Source organism: Cohnella sp. 56 (assembly GCF_037963805.1).
GTDB lineage: Bacteria > Bacillota > Bacilli > Paenibacillales > Paenibacillaceae > Cohnella.
The window spans coordinates 21,999-40,022 of sequence record NZ_JAZDQE010000022.1 but is presented as its reverse complement, the minus strand read 5'-3'; the positions used below and the strand labels follow the sequence as shown (position 1 = coordinate 40,022).

Annotated in this window: 16 protein-coding genes; 13 read left to right on the top strand and 3 right to left on the bottom strand. The window is 60.3% G+C overall.

The window, feature by feature from the left end; genetic code table 11:
- Positions 1-29 precede the first annotated feature (29 nt).
- Positions 30-470 (bottom strand): GNAT family N-acetyltransferase, encoded by a 441-nt coding sequence (locus tag VQ071_RS26360; RefSeq protein WP_340517463.1) that lies wholly within the window; start codon positions 468-470, stop codon positions 30-32.
- Positions 471-1,102: 632 nt separating this feature from the next.
- On the opposite strand from VQ071_RS26360, the gene ilvB reads away from it, so the two are divergent.
- The 13 genes from ilvB (at position 1,103) to VQ071_RS26295 (ending at position 15,976) form a co-directional block, all read left to right on the top strand.
- Positions 1,103-2,848 carry a biosynthetic-type acetolactate synthase large subunit gene (gene ilvB / locus VQ071_RS26355; protein WP_340517462.1) on the top strand — a complete coding sequence of 582 codons (1,746 nt, stop codon included), beginning with the start codon at positions 1,103-1,105 and terminating at the stop codon, positions 2,846-2,848.
- The gene (ilvN, locus tag VQ071_RS26350) at positions 2,845-3,333 is read left to right on the top strand and encodes an acetolactate synthase small subunit (protein ID WP_340517461.1); all 489 of its coding nucleotides are present in this window, start codon (positions 2,845-2,847) and stop codon (positions 3,331-3,333) included. Before ilvB ends, ilvN begins: the two co-directional genes overlap by 4 nt.
- A gap of 208 nt (positions 3,334-3,541) precedes the next feature.
- Entirely contained in the window at positions 3,542-4,534 is a 993-nt protein-coding gene (ilvC, locus tag VQ071_RS26345; RefSeq protein WP_340517460.1) for a ketol-acid reductoisomerase, read from the top strand.
- Positions 4,535-4,639: 105 nt separating this feature from the next.
- Entirely contained in the window at positions 4,640-6,196 is a 1,557-nt protein-coding gene (locus VQ071_RS26340; protein WP_340517459.1) for a 2-isopropylmalate synthase, read from the top strand.
- A gap of 69 nt (positions 6,197-6,265) precedes the next feature.
- A complete protein-coding gene (locus VQ071_RS26335) occupies positions 6,266-7,465 on the top strand; it encodes an aminotransferase-like domain-containing protein (protein ID WP_340517457.1) in 1,200 nt (399 codons plus the stop codon).
- A 602-nt stretch (positions 7,466-8,067) separates the two neighbouring features.
- Positions 8,068-9,330, top strand: a complete 1,263-nt coding sequence (locus VQ071_RS26330; protein WP_340517455.1) for a molybdopterin molybdotransferase MoeA — start codon at positions 8,068-8,070, stop codon at positions 9,328-9,330.
- On the top strand, positions 9,318-9,962 hold the full coding sequence (locus VQ071_RS26325) for a molybdenum cofactor guanylyltransferase (protein ID WP_340517452.1): 645 nt from the start codon (positions 9,318-9,320) through the stop codon (positions 9,960-9,962). Before VQ071_RS26330 ends, VQ071_RS26325 begins: the two co-directional genes overlap by 13 nt.
- On the top strand, positions 9,956-10,471 hold the full coding sequence (gene mobB / locus VQ071_RS26320) for a molybdopterin-guanine dinucleotide biosynthesis protein B (RefSeq protein WP_340517450.1): 516 nt from the start codon (positions 9,956-9,958) through the stop codon (positions 10,469-10,471). Before VQ071_RS26325 ends, mobB begins: the two co-directional genes overlap by 7 nt.
- A gap of 149 nt (positions 10,472-10,620) precedes the next feature.
- The gene (leuB, locus tag VQ071_RS26315) at positions 10,621-11,700 is read left to right on the top strand and encodes a 3-isopropylmalate dehydrogenase (protein WP_340517448.1); all 1,080 of its coding nucleotides are present in this window, start codon (positions 10,621-10,623) and stop codon (positions 11,698-11,700) included.
- A 209-nt stretch (positions 11,701-11,909) separates the two neighbouring features.
- Entirely contained in the window at positions 11,910-12,458 is a 549-nt protein-coding gene (locus VQ071_RS26310) for a peroxiredoxin (protein WP_277565462.1), read from the top strand.
- 179 nt (positions 12,459-12,637) lie between these two features.
- On the top strand, positions 12,638-13,063 hold the full coding sequence (locus VQ071_RS26305) for a hypothetical protein (RefSeq protein ID WP_340517443.1): 426 nt from the start codon (positions 12,638-12,640) through the stop codon (positions 13,061-13,063).
- A gap of 174 nt (positions 13,064-13,237) precedes the next feature.
- Positions 13,238-14,617, top strand: a complete 1,380-nt coding sequence (locus tag VQ071_RS26300; protein ID WP_340517441.1) for a two-component system sensor histidine kinase NtrB — start codon at positions 13,238-13,240, stop codon at positions 14,615-14,617.
- Between the two features lie 33 nt (positions 14,618-14,650).
- A complete protein-coding gene (locus VQ071_RS26295; protein WP_340517439.1) occupies positions 14,651-15,976 on the top strand; it encodes an MFS transporter in 1,326 nt (441 codons plus the stop codon).
- Between the two features lie 119 nt (positions 15,977-16,095).
- Here VQ071_RS26295 and VQ071_RS26290 read toward each other — a convergent pair whose 3' ends face one another.
- Together VQ071_RS26290 and VQ071_RS26285 are read right to left on the bottom strand one after the other, a co-directional pair.
- Positions 16,096-16,200 (bottom strand): sporulation protein YjcZ, encoded by a 105-nt coding sequence (locus VQ071_RS26290; RefSeq protein ID WP_340517437.1) that lies wholly within the window; start codon positions 16,198-16,200, stop codon positions 16,096-16,098.
- Between the two features lie 83 nt (positions 16,201-16,283).
- Complete coding sequence (locus tag VQ071_RS26285) at positions 16,284-17,786, bottom strand: N-acetylmuramoyl-L-alanine amidase (RefSeq protein ID WP_340517435.1); 1,503 nt, start codon at positions 17,784-17,786, stop codon at positions 16,284-16,286.
- Between the last annotated feature and the right edge of the window lie 238 nt (positions 17,787-18,024).

Genomic DNA, 18,024 nt, shown 5'->3' with positions numbered 1-18,024 from the left:
TCGGGTTAAGCGGCAGATTAAGCAGCAGATTAAGCGGGAAGCCATTTCAGCATTTCGTAGCATTGCAGCGATTCGTGGTAGGCGACGACCGAATAGCCCAGCCGCTCGTAGAACCGCAAGCCGCGATCGTTGCCCCGGTCCACGTAGAGCACGGCGCGGCGGCAGCCGACGCCGACGGCATGGTTTTCCGCCCGCATCATGAGCTTCGAGCCGAAGCCCTTGCTCTGACGCGAGCTGTCTACGGCCAGCAGATCGACGAACAGCGTCTGCTGCTGTATGATGAGGTGGAGAAAGGCGCAGACGCGGCCCGCTTCCTCCGCCACGAGCGTCGAGCCCTGCTTCAGCCGCGCCTCGATCTCCTTGTGCAGCTTCCGTCCTGTGGGATGTGAATGCGGGGAGAGCGGGATCAGCTCCAGCCGGACGATCCGGACGATTGCCGACCGGTCGCCGCGCTTCAACCAGCGTATCATGAGGCCTCACCTTCCGGTTCGTCCGCGCGCCGCGCGTATGATGAATCATCATATGAAGGAAGGAAGCGCCTCGTCCTCCGCGAATAGGGGGGATCGCCGATTGCTTTGGCGCAGCGGACGGCGTTCGCGCATCTCGGAAAGCATGAGAGCGGCGGCCGACACGGCGCGGCGAGAGTCTCCGGACGGGAATCGGCACAATTCATTCGACTTTAATCCTTGTCTTGACTAACGCTTCACCGGAGCATATAATGGGTAATACATTGATTCATCTTGAACAGCGTTGAAGAGGAAGATGCGGGTGGGCACTATCGCTCAGAGAGCGTCGGGATTGCTGCGACCGATGCCGATAACCCTGTACGCAAGGTCTCCTCGGAGCTGGTCTCCCGAACGGCTGAGCACAGTCTATTAAGGGGAAACGGAATGGCGCACGTTATCGCGCTTGGAGTATGATCGTCCGCCGAGCGCTCGGTTTGACGGCATACTTGATGAGGCGCAGATCGCGAGATCGCGCGCGAATCCGGGTGGTACCGCGGAAGGAACAGCCTTTCGTCCCAGAACGTCGAGCAGACGTTCGGACGAAGGGCTTTTTATATTTTTGATACGCATAGATAATTCACGGAGGAGGAAGAAGGATGGTCGCGAACAGTGCCACGCTGAAGTCCAAGGAAGAGTTGATCGAGAAATGGGGCAAACACGAAGTCATTACCGGCTCCGAGATGCTGCTCCGCAGCCTTTTGCTTGAAGGTGTCGACTGCGTGTTCGGTTATCCGGGCGGCGCCGTTCTGTATATTTACGACGCGATGTACGGCTTCGAAGACTTCAACCACCTGCTGACCCGCCACGAGCAGGGTGCGATTCACGCAGCCGACGGCTATGCGCGCAGCACCGGCAAGGTCGGCGTCTGTATCGCCACGTCGGGCCCGGGCGCGACCAACCTCGTCACCGGCATCGCGACGGCGTACATGGATTCGGTGCCGCTTGTCGTCATCACCGGCAACGTCGCGACGACCTTGATCGGCACGGACGCCTTCCAGGAGGCCGATATCGTCGGCATCACGATGCCGATCACGAAGCACAGCTACCTGGTGCGCAAGGCCGAGGATCTGCCGCGCATCATCCATGAGGCGTTCCACATCGCCAACACGGGACGCAAGGGGCCGGTGCTGATCGACATTCCGAAGGACGTGTCGAACGAGAAGGCGCTGTTCAAGCCGCACACGGAGGTCAAGCTTCGCGGCTACAACCCGACCGTGCAGCCGAACAAGCAGCAGGTCGACAAGATGCTGCGCGCGATCGAGCAGGCCGAGCGGCCTGTGCTGCTCGTCGGCGGAGGCGCCGTCTACTCCGGCGCTCACGAGGAAGTGCTCGCGTTCGCCGAGAAGACCGGCATCCCGGTCACGACGACGCTGCTCGGACTCGGGGCGTTCCCGAGCGGTCACGAGCTGCACATGGGCTTCCCGGGCATGCACGGCACATGGACGGCCAACATGGCGATCCAGGAGTCGGATCTGCTCGTCAACATCGGCGCACGGTTCGACGACCGCGTGACGGGCAAGCTCGCAGGCTTCGCGCCGCATGCGAAGATCGTGCACGTCGACATCGACCCGGCCGAGATCGGCAAAAACGTGCCGACCGACATTCCGATCGTCGGCGACGTCAAGGCGGTGCTGCAGCAGGCGGTCGCCGGCGCCAAGTACGCGGCCAAGGCGGACGCCTGGCGCGCGCTCATCTCCGAACGCAAGGCTGCCAAGCCGTTTGCGTACAACGACTCTGACGAGGAGCTCAAGCCGCAGTGGGTCGTATCGATGATTCACGAGACGACGCACGGCGACGCGATCGTCACGACGGACGTCGGCCAGCATCAGATGTGGGCGGCCCAGTACTACCCGTTCAACAAGCCGCGCTCGTGGGTCACCTCCGGCGGCCTCGGCACGATGGGCTTCGGCTTCCCGTCGGCGATCGGCGCGCAGATGGGCAACCCGGACCGTACGGTCGTCTCCATTAACGGCGACGGCGGCATGCAGATGTGCTCGCAGGAGCTCGCGATCTGCGCGATCAACAACATCCCGGTCAAGGTCGCAATCCTGAACAATCAGGTGCTCGGCATGGTTCGCCAGTGGCAGGAGCTGATCTACGACAACCGCTACAGCCACATCGACCTGGCAGGCAGCCCGGACTTCGTCAAGCTGGCCGAGGCGTACGGGGTCAAGGCGTTCCGCGCCTCCAACAAGGAAGAAGCCCGCACCGCCTGGGAGGCCGCGCTCGCGCATGACGGCCCGGCCGTCGTCGAGTTCGTCGTCCGCAAGGGCGAGAACGTCTATCCGATGGTTACGCAGGGCAGCACGATCGATCAAATGCTGATGGGGGATGCCGAATGAACGGAAGACATACGATCGCCATTCTCGTGAACGACCAGCCGGGCGTTCTTCAGCGGGTGTCCGGCCTGTTCGGACGCCGCGGCTTCAATATCGAGAGCATCACCGTAGGCTCGTCCGAGGAGCCAGGGCTGTCCCGCATGGTTATCGTCACGACGGGCGACAATCACACGCTCGAGCAGATTGAAAAGCAGCTGTACAAAATTATCGACGTCATCAAAGTCGTCGATATCGGCAGCGGCCCGATGGTCGCCCGGGAGCTCGGCCTGATCAAGGTCACGGCCGACCCCTCGGCCCGTCCGGAAATTCTCGGCATCGTCGAGACGTTCCGCGCATCGGTCGTCGATATCAGTCCGAACAGCCTGATCGTCCAGGTCGTCGGCGGCTCGGACAAGATCGACGCCATGATCGAGCTGCTCAAGCCGTACGGCATTCGCGAGCTGTCGCGGACCGGCGTGACGGCGATGGCGCGGGGCAGCGCACGCTAAGACAGGCGTTTGCGCACACGGCCGTCCGCGGCATCATTCACTTCATCCGCTATCCCTGGAGCGGGTGTTCGAGGGGAGAACGCCCACGGCGCGGCAGGGGCTGGTACGCATGAACCTGCGCGCCGCGCTTGCGGTTCTCCCTTGGGACGCCCGTTCCATGAGGGTCGCCTATACATTCCAGCTTCACATTATAAGGAGGATCTTACCAATGGCAGTCAAACTGTTCCACGAAAAAGACGCCGACCTCGGCGCCCTGCAAAACAAAACGATTGCGGTCATCGGCTACGGCAGCCAAGGCCACGCGCAAGCGCAAAACCTGCGCGACAGCGGCCTGCAAGTCATCATCGGCCTGCGCGAAGGCAAGTCCGCCCAAGCGGCGCGCAACGACGGCTTCGAAGTATTCCCGGTCGCCGAAGCGGTATCCAAGGCTGATGTGGTACAGATCCTGATGCCTGACGAGACCCAAGCTCGCGTATATCGCGAAGAGATCGAGCCGAACCTGAAGAAGGGCGCTGCCCTCATGTTCTCCCACGGCTTCAACGTTCACTTCGGCCAGATCGTCGCGCCGAAGGATGCCGACGTCCTGCTCGTCGCGCCGAAGTCGCCGGGCCACATGGTTCGCCGCACGTACGTCGAAGGCTTCGGCGTTCCCGGCCTGATCGCCATCCACCAGAACGGCACGGGCAAGGCATTCGAGATCGGCATGGCTTATGCCAAGGGCATCGGCTGTACCCGCGCGGGCGTCATCGAGACTTCGTTCCGCGAAGAGACCGAGACCGACCTGTTCGGCGAGCAAGCCGTTCTGTGCGGCGGCGCGACGGCGCTCGTCAAAGCCGGCTTCGAGACGCTGGTCGAAGGCGGCTATGCGCCTGAGATGGCATACTTCGAAGTGCTGCACGAGCTCAAGCTGATCGTCGACATGATGTACGAAGGCGGCCTCGCTTCGATGCGCAGCTCGATCTCCAACACGGCCGAGTACGGCGACTATGTCACCGGCCCGCGCGTCGTGACCGACGAGACGAAGAAGGCGATGAAGGCTGTGCTGACGGACATCCAAACGGGCAAGTTCGCACGCGACTTCATCCTCGAGAACCAATCCGGCAACGCGTTCATGACGGCAACCCGCCGCATCGAAGCCGAGCACCCGATCGAAGTCGTCGGCGCGCAGCTGCGCGGCATGATGCACTGGATCAAAAAGTAAGCACAAGCTTTTTCTATGTTATAATCGGGAGAAGGTCGGAGCATTTCGGCCTTCTCTTTCTCTCATCCGCCTGATGATCGGAGGTGCGGACCGACAGGTCCAGCCATGCGCAAAATTTATATGTTCGATACGACGCTTCGCGACGGAGAGCAATCCCCGGGCGTGAACTTGAATACGCAGGAGAAGGTCGAGATCGCCCTGCAGCTCGAAAAGCTCGGCATCGACCGGATCGAAGCCGGCTTCCCGATCGCTTCGCCCGGCGACCTCGCCGCGGTGAACGCGGTTGCGCGCGCCGTCAAGAACGCGTCCGTCACCGGTCTCGCCCGCTCGCGCGATAAGGATATCGATGCAGTCGTGGAGGCGCTCAAGGGCGCTCAAGATCCGCGCATCCACATCTTCCTCGCGACCTCTCCGATCCATCGCAAGCACAAGCTGCGCATGGAGAAGCACGAGGTGCTCGAGACGGCAGAAGCGATGATCAAATACGCCAAAAAGCATTTCTCCCAGGTGGAGTTTTCCGCCGAGGACGCGGGACGCACGGAGATGGACTTCCTTGTCGAAGTTACAGCGCTTGCCGTAAAGCTGGGCGTATCTGTCGTGAACCTGCCCGACACGGTCGGCTACCTGTCGCCTTATGAATACGGCAACATTTTCAAGACGATGAAGGAGCAGGTGCCGGGCATCGAGAAAGTCCAGCTGTCCGCGCACTGTCATGACGATCTGGGCCTCGCCACGGCCAACGCGCTGGCGGCGATTCAGAACGGCGCCGACCAGATCGAAGGCACGATCAACGGCATCGGCGAGCGTGCGGGCAACACGGCGCTCGAAGAAGTCGCACTGGCACTGTACACGCGCGGAGAGTTCTTCCAGGCGACCACCGGCCTGAATCTGCAGGAGATCGCCAAGACGAGCCGCCTCGTCAGCAAGCTCACGGGCATGCCCGTGCCGGGCAACAAGGCGATCGTCGGTGCCAACGCGTTCGCGCACGAGTCCGGCATTCACCAGGACGGCGTGCTGAAGGAGAAGACGACGTACGAGATTATTTCTCCCGCGACGATCGGCATGAAGGACAGCAAGCTCGTCCTCGGCAAGCACTCCGGACGCCATGCGTTCCGCGAGAAGCTCGTCGATCTCGGCTTCGAGGGCTTGTCCGAGGAGCAGGTCAACGCCGCCTTCGGCAAGTTCAAGGATCTGGCCGACCGTAAAAAGGACGTCTCGAACGAAGATATACTGGCGCTGCTCGAAGAGAAGCTCATCGAGACGCCAGAGGTGTTCGCGCTTGAGCAGCTCGTCGTCTCGTTCGACAGCCACGCTGTGCCTAGCGCGACGGTCAAGCTCAAGACGCCCGCCGGCATCGGCTCGCATACGGCCGAGGGCAACGGTTCGGTCGACGCGATCTATCACGCGATCAACGCCCAGACGGGTGAGGTCGTCGAGCTCGACGACTATACGATCAAGTCGGTCACGGACGGTACGGACGCGCTCGGCGAGGTTCATGTCGTGCTGGTGCAAGGCGAGTACAGCGCCCAGGGCCGCGGCGTGAGCACCGATATTCTCGAAGCCAGCGCACGCGCCTATGTAGACGCGCTGAACCGTCTCGTCGAGAAGCGCCAAGAGCCGCCCCGCGTGAAGCGGGATCGCGACAACGTCACTTTGATCTAATCTATCCAAAGCGGAGGCCCGCCGCATTGCAGCCACGGACCGCCGTCATTTGAGAAATGGGGATCCCGTATGAACTATAGATACTCCTCCAGACTCGGGAGCTTCTCCTCCTCGGCAGTCCGGGAAATTTTGAAGCTGACGCAAGGAGATTCGATTATCTCCTTCGCAGGCGGGCTGCCCGCAGAGGAGCATTTTCCTGTCGCGGCGGTGTCCGAAGCGTTCCAGCGCGTCATGACGCAAGGCAACAAGGCGCTGCAGTACGGCCTGACCGAAGGCTATCTGCCGCTTCGCGAAGCGCTCTGCGAGCGGATGGCCCGCAAAGGCTGCACCGTCACGCCGGACGACATGCTGCTCACGACCGGCTCCCAGCAGGCGATCGATCTGCTGACCCGCATCTATATCGACCCGGGCGATACGATTCTGGTCGAGCGCCCGACCTACCTGTCGGCGCTCCAGGTGTTCCGTTCCTACGGCGCGGAGACCGTGTCCGTCGAGGGGGACAGCGACGGCCTCGATCTAGCGGATCTTGAAGCCAAGCTGCTGCAGTACAAGCCGAAGATTTTGTACGTCATTCCGACATTCTCGAATCCGACCGGCAAGGCATGGAGCATCGAGCGCCGCAAGGCCGTACTCGAGCTGTGCCAGCGGACGGACACGCTCATTCTCGAGGATGATCCCTACGGCGAGCTCAAGTTCGGCGACGCCTCGCTTACGTACCCGTCCATCTTCTCCATGGCGCCGTCCGTCGCGGGTTCCTGTGTCGTGTACACGAGCACGTTTTCCAAGACCGTCGCGCCGGGTCTGCGGACGGGCTGGGTGATGGCCGATCCGGATCTCATCCGCAATCTGGCCCGCGCCAAGCAAGCGGCGGATCTGCAATCCAGCACGCTGGACCAACAGACGCTCTACCAGCTGCTGAAGCACTTCGACCTGGATGCGCATATTGAATTCGTGCGTCGGGAGTACGAAGCGCGTATGGAAAATATGGTCGGTTTGCTGCAAAAGGAAGCCTGGCCGGGCGTACGATGGGAAGTGCCGAAGGGCGGCATGTTCATCTGGATCGAGTTCCCCGAGTCGGTGAATACGGCCGAGTTGCTCAAGACCGCCGTCGAATACGGCGTCGCCTTCGTACCGGGCGTATCGTTCTACGCGGAGCGTCCGGAGCTGAACAAGGCGCGCTTCAACTTCTCGTATACCGACGAAGAGCGCTCCACGCAGGGCATCGCCCGTCTGTCCCAGGCGCTCGCGCACGCCGGCGTCGGCGTGTAGAGCGAAGCCGAGACTTAAGCCCGTTTGCACGCCGCAGTACGGATCGCCCCTCCGCGTCGACGCTGATCGACGGGTGGGGCGATCTATTTTTATGGGAGTATTTGGTTTTTTTTGGGCCGGAGATAACCTAATTTCTAGAGTCATCCCATTATCCCATCGACTCAGCCGCATCCGTAATCAACAACGTACTGGTGTCTAGTCACTCGTATCCCATCGACTCAGCTGCTTACCATCGTCAAGTTGATCGTATCCCATCGGCTCAGCTGCTTACCATCGTCAAGTTGATCGTATCCCATCCCATCCCATCCCATCCCATCGACTCAGCTGCATATTGTCACCAAGTCAGTCGTATTCCACCGACTTGGCTGCCTGTCATCGTTGTCAAAGTGTCTGAAGGAGTGAACTTGCTGAGCCGATGGGATAATGGTACGACGATGGCAGATAGGTGCTGCTATCTGAGCCGATGGGATAATGGTACGACGGTGGCTGATAGGTGCTGCTATCTGAGCCGATGGGATAATGGTATGCTTGTTGTAAAGCTATATATTCGCTTGACGAATGTAAAAAAATGCAAAACATTAAGCGTAAGGAGCAGTCTATCTATGAATGGACGTCGGGCAGCGATATCCCTGGAGGAAGCACAGCGACGTATCTTGGCGCTCGCCGAGCCAGTGGGCACAACGTGCATACCGCTGAGGGAAGCGATCGGGCTGAGGCTGGCCGAGGCTCTCGCAGCCGACGCACCGATACCGGCATTCTCCCGCGCGGGCATGGACGGGTATGCGCTGAGAGCGGCGGATCTGACGGGGGCTGCGCCGCATAGTCCCGTGAGATTGTCCGTTGTCCGGCCGGCGGAGCTCGGGCATGCTCCGGGGAGGCTGCAGCCGGGGGAGGCGATGCGGGTCGGGACGGGCGGGCCGTTGCCTGCAGGTGCCGATACGGTCGTCATGCAGGAGGCGGTGACGCTAGAGACGAGTGACAACGGTGCGCAGCTGGCTGTGTTCCTGCGCGAGGAGACGGCCGGCAGGCATGTGACCGCCGCAGGAAGCGAAGCGGCCGCAGGCTGCGAGGTCGTCGCGGCCGGTACGCGCATCGGGCCCGGGCAGGCGGCGGTGTTGGCTTCTCTCGGGCTGCATATGCCTCGCGTGCACCGCAGGCCTAGGGTTGCGATCGTCACCGCAGGCGACGATATCGTGCCGATTGAAGCGGTGCCGCGGAGCGGTGAGGTGCGCAACGGCAATCTGCCGATGCTCCGGGCGCTCGTGGAGACGGCGGGGGGGAGTGTCGTACGCGAGCAGCATGTGCGGGACGAGCCGGCGCATGCCGGCGACGCGCTGCGGCGAAGCCTGCACGAGGCGGATATCGTGCTCTCCTCGGGCGGCATCTCGGTGGGCGAGTCGGACGTCATGGGCGCGTTGTTCCGCGAAGCCGGCGCAGGTCTGTTGTTCGACAAGCTGGCCATTCGTCCCGGAAGCGCCACAGCCGCCATGCAGGTCGAGGGCAAGCCGGTGATCGGGCTGTCCGGCAATCCAGGCGCCTGCTTCGCCGGATTCGAGCTGCTGGTCCGCCCGGTGCTTGAAAAGATGGGCGGAGGTAGCGGCCGACTCGTGTGGTGCCGGGCGTTGCTTGCCGAAGGAAGCGTGAAGAGCAATGCGTATCCGCGTTTTCTCAGGGGCGTGGCGTGGCTGGAAGACGGTCTGCTGAAGGCGCGGCCCTGCGAGGAGAACAGTTCGTCCGGATTAGTCTCGATCGGACAGGCCAACGCGCTCCTCGCAATTCCGCCTTCGAATGAGGAGACGCGTGCAGGCGCAAAAATCGATGTGAGGCTGCTGCCCGGTTGGGAGGGGACGCTATGGCGCAAGTGAACGAGTTCATGCAGCAGACGGGGCAGCCGGAACAGCGCATAGCGGGATGTCATGCGATCGTATTGTCGGGCGGCGCCAGCCGACGAATGGGCGAGCGCAAGGAGCTGCTGCAGATTGCGGGCGAGCCGTTGCTTCTTCGCCTTTGCCGGAGTCTGTCGGAGGCTGCCGAGGAGGTGACAGTGGTGGCGGATCGCGAACGGTCGTATGATTTCTTGCCTTCTCATGTCCGAATTGCAGTGGATCAAGTTGCGGATTACGGTCCGATCGCGGGCATATGCGCGGGGATGACGAACTCCAGGCTGCCGCTGCAACTGGTCGTCGCTTGCGACTATCCGCTGACGAGTCCGCGCATATGGACGGAGCTCGCCCAGTTGCTGACGTCACATCCTGAGGTCGACACTGTCGTGCCCGAGGCGGGCGGCAAGCTGCATCCGTTGTGTGCCATCTATCGCAGCACGACGCTCCCTGTCTGGGAGGCGGCGCTGCGCAGCGGGAATAGACGCGTGATGGAAGCTATGCAGGCGATGCGTATGCTCGCATGGCGTCCGGAAGCTGCGGGCGCTGCCGGTCTTATGAACATGAACACGCCGGAGGACTTCCGGCTGGCAAAGGAGCGATTGGGCGAATGTTGACGCCGCCTCCGATATTCCAGATCGTCGGTTATTCGGGCTGCGGCAAGACGACGCTGCTCTGCGCGCTGGTCCGGCATCTGACGGGCCGCGGCCTGACGATTGCGACGCTCAAGCATCATGGCCATGGTCCCGGGCAGGATGGAGCTGCCGCGGCTTCGCTGGATTTGCCCGACAAGGATACATGGCTCCATCTGCAAGCCGGCTCAGCCGGCACGGGCGCATCCTCGGGCGCGTTGTCGGCGGTCTGGACGCAGGGCGAGACGGGAGTCGAGGAGCTGACGCGTCGTTTGCCGCCCGCCGATGCGATATTGGCCGAAGGTTTCAAGCGCGCGGCTTACCCCAAGTGGGTGCTGCTGCGGAGACCGGAGGATGCGGCGCTGCTGGATGTATTGACGAATATTGTCGGCGTGTCCGCCGCTTTTCCTTTCGAGCATCCGGAGCTTCCGGTCGTGGGCAGAGACGATGTGGAGCGGATCGCGGAGTCGGTCGTGCAAGCGCTGAAGCTGTGATCAAGCCGCCAATATTACGTTCGTCTATGGGTTCATAGGTCGGGCCTATTAACGGCATAGTTTTTATGTTTTGGACGTGCTCACCGATATATGCTACAAATAAACATAGCAATCGGAATGGAACTTAAGTCGGGAGTGAACCTAAAGTTATGACAGAAGTGAAGAAGATCGCGGTCATCGCCGGCGACGGCATCGGCCCTGAAGTGGTAGGAGAAGCGATTAAGGTACTGAAGAAGACCGAAGAGCTGTTCGGCTACAAGTTCGAGCTTGAGCACGGCTTGTTCGGCGGTATCGCCATCGACGAGAAGGGCACGCCGCTGCCGCAGGAAACGCTGGAGATCTGCCAGCGCGCGGATGCCGTACTGCTCGGCGCCGTTGGCGGTCCGAAGTGGGACAACAATTCGAAGGAGCTGCGTCCTGAGACCGGCCTGCTCGGCATCCGCAAGGCGCTCGGCCTGTTTTCCAACATCCGTCCGGCCGTCGTATTCGACTGCCTGAAGGACGCTTCGACGCTGAAGCCGGAAGTGCTTGAAGGCACCGATCTGATCGTCGTGCGCGAGCTGACGGGCGGTATCTACTTCGGCGAGAAGTTCCGCCGCGAGGGCGCCGGCGGCGAGGAAGCGGTCGACACCTGCGTCTACAACGTCCAGGAGATCGAGCGCATCGTACGCCAGGGCTTCGAGATCGCGCAGAAGCGCCGCAAGAAGCTCGCGTCGGTCGACAAGGCGAACGTCCTCGAGACGAGCCGCCTGTGGCGCGAGACGGTCAACAAGATCGCGCCGGAATATCCGGACGTCGAGGTCGAGCACGTCCTCGTCGACAACTGCGCGATGCAGCTGCTGCGCCGTCCGTCGAGCTTCGACGTCATCGTCACCGAGAATATGTTCGGTGACATTCTGAGCGACGAGGCCGCCATGCTGACCGGCTCGATCGGGATGCTCTCATCCGCTTCGCTCGGCGAAGGCAGCTTCGGATTGTACGAGCCGGTCCACGGCTCCGCGCCGGACATCGCGGGCCAAGGCATCTCCAACCCGATCGCGACGATCCTGTCCGTCGCGCTGATGTTCCAGCTGACCTTCGGCTATGCCGAGGCGGCCGAAGTGATCGAGCGCGCCGTCAAGCAGGTGCTCGACGCAGGCCACCGCACCGGCGATATCGCGGTCGACAAGAGCCAGGCGATCGGCACGACGGCGATGGGCGATCTGATCGTAGCCGCGATGGTACGCTAACCGGCCGCGATGGTGCGCTAACCGGCAGCCATGACGGCGAAAGCCCCGCAGATCTCATGATCAGCGGGGCTTTTTAATCTGCCTTAACAGATTAGAATCGTTATAAACAAGTAATGACTACAGCTTGATTTTGATTCTCAATCTATGTTACTATCGTTTATATCTTATAGGCCGGCTCTGGAGTCGGAATTACAGGAGGGTATATATTCATGGCAGAGCGTTTGGTAGGCCGCGAGGCCCCGCACTTCAACCTGGAGACGGTATCCGGCGACGGCAAGGAATTCGGCAGAGCGTCGCTCACGGATTACAAGGGCAAGTGGCTCGTATTCTTCTTCTACCCGCTGGACTTCACCTTCGTATGCCCGACGGAGATCGTCGCGCTGTCCGAAGCGTACGATCAATTCAAGGCGCTGAATACCGAAGTGCTCGGCGTCAGCGTGGACAGCGTTCACAGCCACAAGGCTTGGATCAATACGCCGAAGAACGACAACGGCCTCGGCCAACTGAACTTCCCGCTCGCTGCCGACATCACCAAGCAAGCGGCGCGCGACTACGGCGTGCTGATCGAAGAAGAAGGCATCGCGCTGCGCGGCTTGTTCATCATCGATCCGGACGGCGTCCTGAAGTATCAGGTCGTTAACCATAACGACGTAGGCCGCAGTGTCGAGGAGACGCTGCGCGTACTCCAAGCGCTTCAATCCGGCGGTCTGTGCCCGATCAACTGGAAGCCGGGCGACAAGAACCTGGTTGCCAACTAATCGAATATCGCTTATGCTCAAGGCGCATGCACCCGCATGCGCCTTTGGCATCCCGGTAGACGCCAGCCCTTTTATTCACTTGCAGCCTTCCGGCAGGAATTTGCCGTTTTGAAGGAGAATATAGTGGATTAAATCCGGCATTAAGCAGGAAGATTACATCCATAAGGGAGGGGAAGTCGATGTCATTCTGCTGCGGAGCCAGCATGATCGGGACGAAGGGCACGCTCAAGCACTATCGCACGAGGATCCACAACGTGCCGATTCTGTTCTGTCCGGTATGCCACCGCGTCGACGTGCACTATATGGTGGAGAACGAATACGAAATTCTCGCGGACTACGCGCACGGCGACGGCGCGTCGGAAGTTGACTTCCAGGACTACGTGGATGAATCGGACAAGGAACTGCACGAGAACTCGGTCAACAATGAGGACGAGGATCCGCTCCTCATGGTGCAGAATCAGATCGATATGGGGCTGGACCTGCTGACGTTCGCCAAGAAGATCGGGGACGAGGAGTGGGAGCGCCAGCTTAAGCGCCGGCTGGGCGTACTGAGTCAGCGGAGGCACAAGCTGCGACTCAAGCGCACGACGGGTGGTACGCTGTAACTAGAGGACGCGAATCGACGATACACCGTTCAGGTCATGAGACTTTTTGCTCAAAAGTCCATGTCCTTGGGCGGTGTTTTTTTGTTCGCGTTATTCGACAACTTCTCCGATTGACATAATTCCCATTCCTTAACTATGATGGATTTGATGTGAGGGAGCCTGGAGGCGTCTGGCATGGAGCGATGGAGAACGAGATACTTCCCAATTCTTGCGGAGTATGTGCTGCACGTGGACAAGAGGGAGGAAGATGATCTGAACGAGCTGCTTGAATTGCTGGCCGGTGTTCCCGTCGAGCACATATTCGAGCAGCACGAGGACAATGTTCGCCTGCTCGTCTCGCATGCGGACAGCGAGGATAGGCTGGCGCTCATGCATCGGAGCCTGCTGTTCCTGCATGAGATCATGGGCAGCCGTTCGCTCTCCGAGACGGCCGCGGCCAAGGAGGAACCTCTCAGCGAGGATTGGCGGCAGGCGGCGGCCAAGGCCGTACCACTGCAGGAGGAGAAGCCCAGCCGGTTCGAGACCGTGCTGCAGCATCTGGACAGCGGGATTGCGCTGTTCGAGCCTGGCGGCACGCTGCGCTTTTTAAATGTGCCGATGGCTCGACTGCTGCAGGTGCCCAGACGGATGCTGATCGGGCAAAGCCTTCGTCAATTGCTGTTTCACCCGAGCTTGAGCCGCTCGCTGCGGCTTATTTTTATACGCATGTACAGGCAGCTGAAGTACGATCGCCGGGCCCAAGGCGAATTTCTGGACGGGAGCAGGTATCTGCTCATCAGCATATCCCGGATCGAGGAGCTCGACGGGGATATTCTCGTGAGCATCAAGGACGTGTCGGAGCACAAGCAGATCGAGCAGAGCGCATTCCAGAACGACAAGCTGGCGATGCTGGGCAAGATTGCGGCCGCGATCGCCCATGAGATCCGCAATCCGCTGACGAGCATCCGGGGCTTCATCCAGTTGCTGAAGCCATATCTTGAATCTATCGGCAAGCAGGACTATGCGAGAATCATATTGTCCGAGATCGACCGGGCGAACGAGATCATCTACGAGTTTCTCAATTCGTCCAAGCCCTCCGCGCCGATGACGCAGACCGTGCTGGTCGGACTGCTGCTCAAGGAAACGATACTGCTCACGGAGAGCGAGGCGCATATGCGGGGCGTAGAGCTGTACTGCGAAGTGTTCGATCCTTATCTCATGATCTCGATCGATGTGAAGCAGATTAAGCAAGTCATCCTGAATATCGTCAAAAATGGTTTGGATGCGGTTGCAGACGTAGGCGACAAGCGCAGGCCGATGATTCGTCTGTCGGCGAGAAAGGAGCGCCAGTACGCCGTCATCAGCATTTCCGACAACGGCAGGGGCATGGACCGCACGACGCTCAGCCGGCTGTTCGATCCGTTTTTTACGACGAAGTCGGATGGGACCGGACTCGGGTTGTCCGTGAGCTATCGAATCATCCGCAATCACGGCGGATCGATTCAGGTGGACAGCGTGCTCGGCGAAGGCACGGAATTCATGATTTATTTGCCAGCGATAGGCGAGAGGGAGTAGAATCGGATTGACGAACATCACGGGGGAACGACGATGGCCCATCGTAAACGATTCGCAGGCATGGACGTGCAGCGCATGCTGCGCAGCCGAATCAACGATTCCAGCACCCGGCGGGGACTTCGCGCCTCCTTGATGGAGGGCATCCCCGCCATGATTATTGCCAACCTGCTCGGCGGGCCGCTTCAGACGGCCTTTTTGTTGTACCTGGGTTTCAGGTCCGAGCAGATCGGGTTCATCGCCGCCATCCCTTCCCTGACGCTGATCGCGCAGATCTTCATGGCGTTTGCGATGCAGCGTTACAGAGACCGGCGCAAAGTCACGACCATTCTCGGCGTCAGCCACCGCGTACTGTGGGTCGGCACGGGCCTTATCCCGCTGCTGTTCCCGTCCGCGGCATGGGCTCCGCTTTATATGGTCGTCTTTCTGTTTTCCTTTGCCTGTGCGCAGGCGAGCGGCGTCATCTGGACGTCCCTTATGGCGGACATCGTTCCTCCGGCCGTGCGCGGCCGCTACTTCGGCATCCGCAACACAATACACTGGGCGGTAGCGAGCTTGACGCTGCTGCTCGGCGGACAATTGATGGAGTGGCTGCCCGGCAGCCTCGGCTTTGCCATCCTGTTTTCAGTCAGTTCGCTGTGTGTCGTCTGGAACGGTATCGAGCTGTCCCGATACGCGAACCCTCCTTTTGAGAGCGGGCAGGACAGCATGTCTGCGAGGATGATGCTGAAGCCGATTTTGGACAAACCTTTCATAGCGCCCGCTGCGTTCATTACAGTATTTATTTTGATCCAAAATGTCGCAGTGCCGCTGTTCGCTTATGCCATGTTGAACCAATTGAACCTGAGCTACAGCAGCGTCACGATGATCACCATGCTGCAAAATATCGTGATGATGATCAGCTACATTTTCTGGGGTAACCTCAACACCCGCTATTCGGCGCGCAAGCTGCTGCCCTGGACATTTCCGATCATCGGGCTGTCCTGCGTAGCCTGGCTGGGCATGTCCGCATTGCCGGTGCTGCTCGTCCTAGGGCTGTCGCATATGCTGCTCGGTATCGGCCTTGGCGGCTACAACCTGCTCGTATTCAACTTCCTGATCGGCGATACGCCCAAGGCCGACCGTCCGATTTACATCGCGGTATTCTCGGCCCTTACCGGGATTGCGGGCTTCATCGGACCGAATATCGGAGGCTGGCTGTTCAAGGCTGCCGAGCGGTCGCCTGCGTGGGTTCAAGATTACGGCATTGTCGGACTGACGGGCATGGCGCTGCTCGTGCCGGCGATCGCGGTCGCGCCGCTCGTATTCGGGGGCTCGGCGAGAAGGCGTCCCCGCGATAACGACCTGGTTCATAGACCGTAGACCGCAAGCCATGGACCACATACATGTCGAGAACGCAGTCAACAGTCGATAAACGCAAGAAAAAGCCTGTCGCGCTGGGCGCGGCAGGCAGCAGGAGGAATTGCCAGAGGCTAGAGCTCTTAGTACAGGCCGATGCCCGCACGCAGAATGATCACGAGAAGAATGAAGATGACGAGGGCGAAAGAAGCACCGCCACCGTAACCTACGCCAGCTACTCCGCTCATTTGCTACACCTCCGGATTTTGGATTGTGGTGACTTCCACATCCTTAATATATGTGCATAGACGGATTTGGACTGTCCATTCGCCTATTTCCCGAAATATTCCTTCAGCCCATCCACGATCGCCTGTGCGACGCGATTCTGGAAGCTGTCGCTGAAAAGTATCGATTCCTCGGTCGCATTGGAGAGGAATCCGACCTCAAGCAGCGTTGCGGGCATCGCGGTCTCTCGAAGCACTTTGTAATTGGCGGACTTGACTTTGCGATCCGTGAAGCCCGTTGCGGCGAGCACATGCTTGTGCATGACTTTGGCCAGCGAACTGGTGCCGCCCTGGAAGTAGTACGTCTCCGTGCCGCGCACGCTCGGTTTGCCGGGCGCGATATTGGCATGGATCGAGACGAAGGCGTCCGCTCCCGCCTGATTGGCGAGATCGGCGCGATCCGACAGCGGGATGAAGGTATCGTCGCGACGGGTCAGGATTACATAAAATGCCGACTCTTTTTGCAGCAGCTTCTCGACTTTTAGCGCCAGCGACAGATTAAAGATCTTCTCCTGTTTCTTGGTGGCGCCGATGCCGCCGGGATCGCCGTCGCCATGTCCGGGATCGATGACGACAACCTTCTTGCCATTGCCTGGCTTCACGGGGGCGGGAGTCGGCGTCGGCGATGCATTCAGATCAATGACATAGACACTCGATTCGACATCGGCTTCCTGATAAGCGCGATAGGACTTGTCGCCTGTCAGTTCTATCGTGACCGTGACGGCTCCGGCTGTTGGATCGGCTGCGTCGGACGTCGCGTACGCGTAGGTTACCTTGGTCGCGTCTAAGCTGTCCGTGACTGCGAATTCGCCCGAGCGGGTGGCAGGGTCCAGAGGCTGCAGCGTGCCGAAGGCAGGATCGAACGCGGTCTTCGGCAACTGTACGACGATACGCGCGGGATCGGTAGCGGCGTACGTGTTGGGTACCAGACTGCCGCTGAACGAGATTGCGAGCCTGCCATCGCTCCAGCCGATGCCTTTGATCAGGCCGGCCGCGGCCGGGGTCGGCGAAGGCGACGGCTGGGAGGTGCCCGGCGAAGGTGTCGGCTCCGTCGGAGCGGGAGTCGGCGACGGCGCGGGCGATGGAGAAGGAGACGGTGTCGGCTGAGGAAGCTCCGCAGATACCAGTGTGACGGTCTTCTTCAAATTGTTCCAGCCGACCTCGAGTCCGGCCGCTTGTCCGACGAAGCGAAGCGGGACGAGTGTCGTGCCCGAGCGGATGACTGGAGCGGCGTTCAGCTTGATGCTGTCGCTGCCGACGCTTGCGGTTGTCCGACCGATCGTCAGCGCGATGTCGCCGGCGCCATTCTGGATCAACACTTGTTTGGTGCCCGGATTCCAGGAGACGGGCATGCCGAGGTTCTCTGCAATGACGCGGATGGGAACGAGGACGCTGCCATTAACGATTTCGATCTTATCTTTTTTCTGGAGTGACAGGGCTTGTCCGTCCAGTATGATGGTTGGCCCGGTGGTTTGGGCGCTGGCTTGTCCGGCGAACGAAAAACAGAAGAAAAACGCTGCGAGCAGTACTAAGAAGCCGATCTGTTTCAATTCTCCACCTCTTCTATGATGTTGTATTACGTTTAGGTTAAGACGCCCACTTCAGGCAAAAAGTTTCGGAATTAGTGGAATCGAGGCGGGAATTACGATAAAACAGGAAAAAAGACCGTCTCCTCCAGTGCGCCGGGCCAAGGTTGCTAGGAGATGAGGTCTATCGTGTGATCGTGGCGGTGGGCTGGTGCCCCCTATCGTCCTATTTTTCCGCGTCATCCCATTATCCCAACGGCTC

Bases quoted from the DNA above. Each gene is read 5' to 3' on its own strand.
- ilvB (WP_340517462.1), top strand. From the start codon at position 1,103: ATGGTCGCGAACAGTGCCACGCTGAAGTCCAAGGAAGAGTTGATCGAG.
- VQ071_RS26325 (WP_340517452.1), top strand. From the start codon at position 9,318: ATGGCGCAAGTGAACGAGTTCATGCAGCAGACGGGGCAGCCGGAACAG.
- VQ071_RS26330 (WP_340517455.1), top strand. From the start codon at position 8,068: ATGAATGGACGTCGGGCAGCGATATCCCTGGAGGAAGCACAGCGACGT.
- ilvC (WP_340517460.1), top strand. From the start codon at position 3,542: ATGGCAGTCAAACTGTTCCACGAAAAAGACGCCGACCTCGGCGCCCTG.
- VQ071_RS26340 (WP_340517459.1), top strand. From the start codon at position 4,640: ATGCGCAAAATTTATATGTTCGATACGACGCTTCGCGACGGAGAGCAA.
- VQ071_RS26305 (WP_340517443.1), top strand. From the start codon at position 12,638: ATGTCATTCTGCTGCGGAGCCAGCATGATCGGGACGAAGGGCACGCTC.
- leuB (WP_340517448.1), top strand. From the start codon at position 10,621: ATGACAGAAGTGAAGAAGATCGCGGTCATCGCCGGCGACGGCATCGGC.
- VQ071_RS26310 (WP_277565462.1), top strand. From the start codon at position 11,910: ATGGCAGAGCGTTTGGTAGGCCGCGAGGCCCCGCACTTCAACCTGGAG.
- mobB (WP_340517450.1), top strand. From the start codon at position 9,956: ATGTTGACGCCGCCTCCGATATTCCAGATCGTCGGTTATTCGGGCTGC.
- VQ071_RS26300 (WP_340517441.1), top strand. From the start codon at position 13,238: ATGGAGCGATGGAGAACGAGATACTTCCCAATTCTTGCGGAGTATGTG.
- VQ071_RS26295 (WP_340517439.1), top strand. From the start codon at position 14,651: ATGGCCCATCGTAAACGATTCGCAGGCATGGACGTGCAGCGCATGCTG.
- VQ071_RS26290 (WP_340517437.1), bottom strand. From the start codon at position 16,200: ATGAGCGGAGTAGCTGGCGTAGGTTACGGTGGCGGTGCTTCTTTCGCC.
- VQ071_RS26335 (WP_340517457.1), top strand. From the start codon at position 6,266: ATGAACTATAGATACTCCTCCAGACTCGGGAGCTTCTCCTCCTCGGCA.
- VQ071_RS26360 (WP_340517463.1), bottom strand. From the start codon at position 470: ATGATACGCTGGTTGAAGCGCGGCGACCGGTCGGCAATCGTCCGGATC.
- ilvN (WP_340517461.1), top strand. From the start codon at position 2,845: ATGAACGGAAGACATACGATCGCCATTCTCGTGAACGACCAGCCGGGC.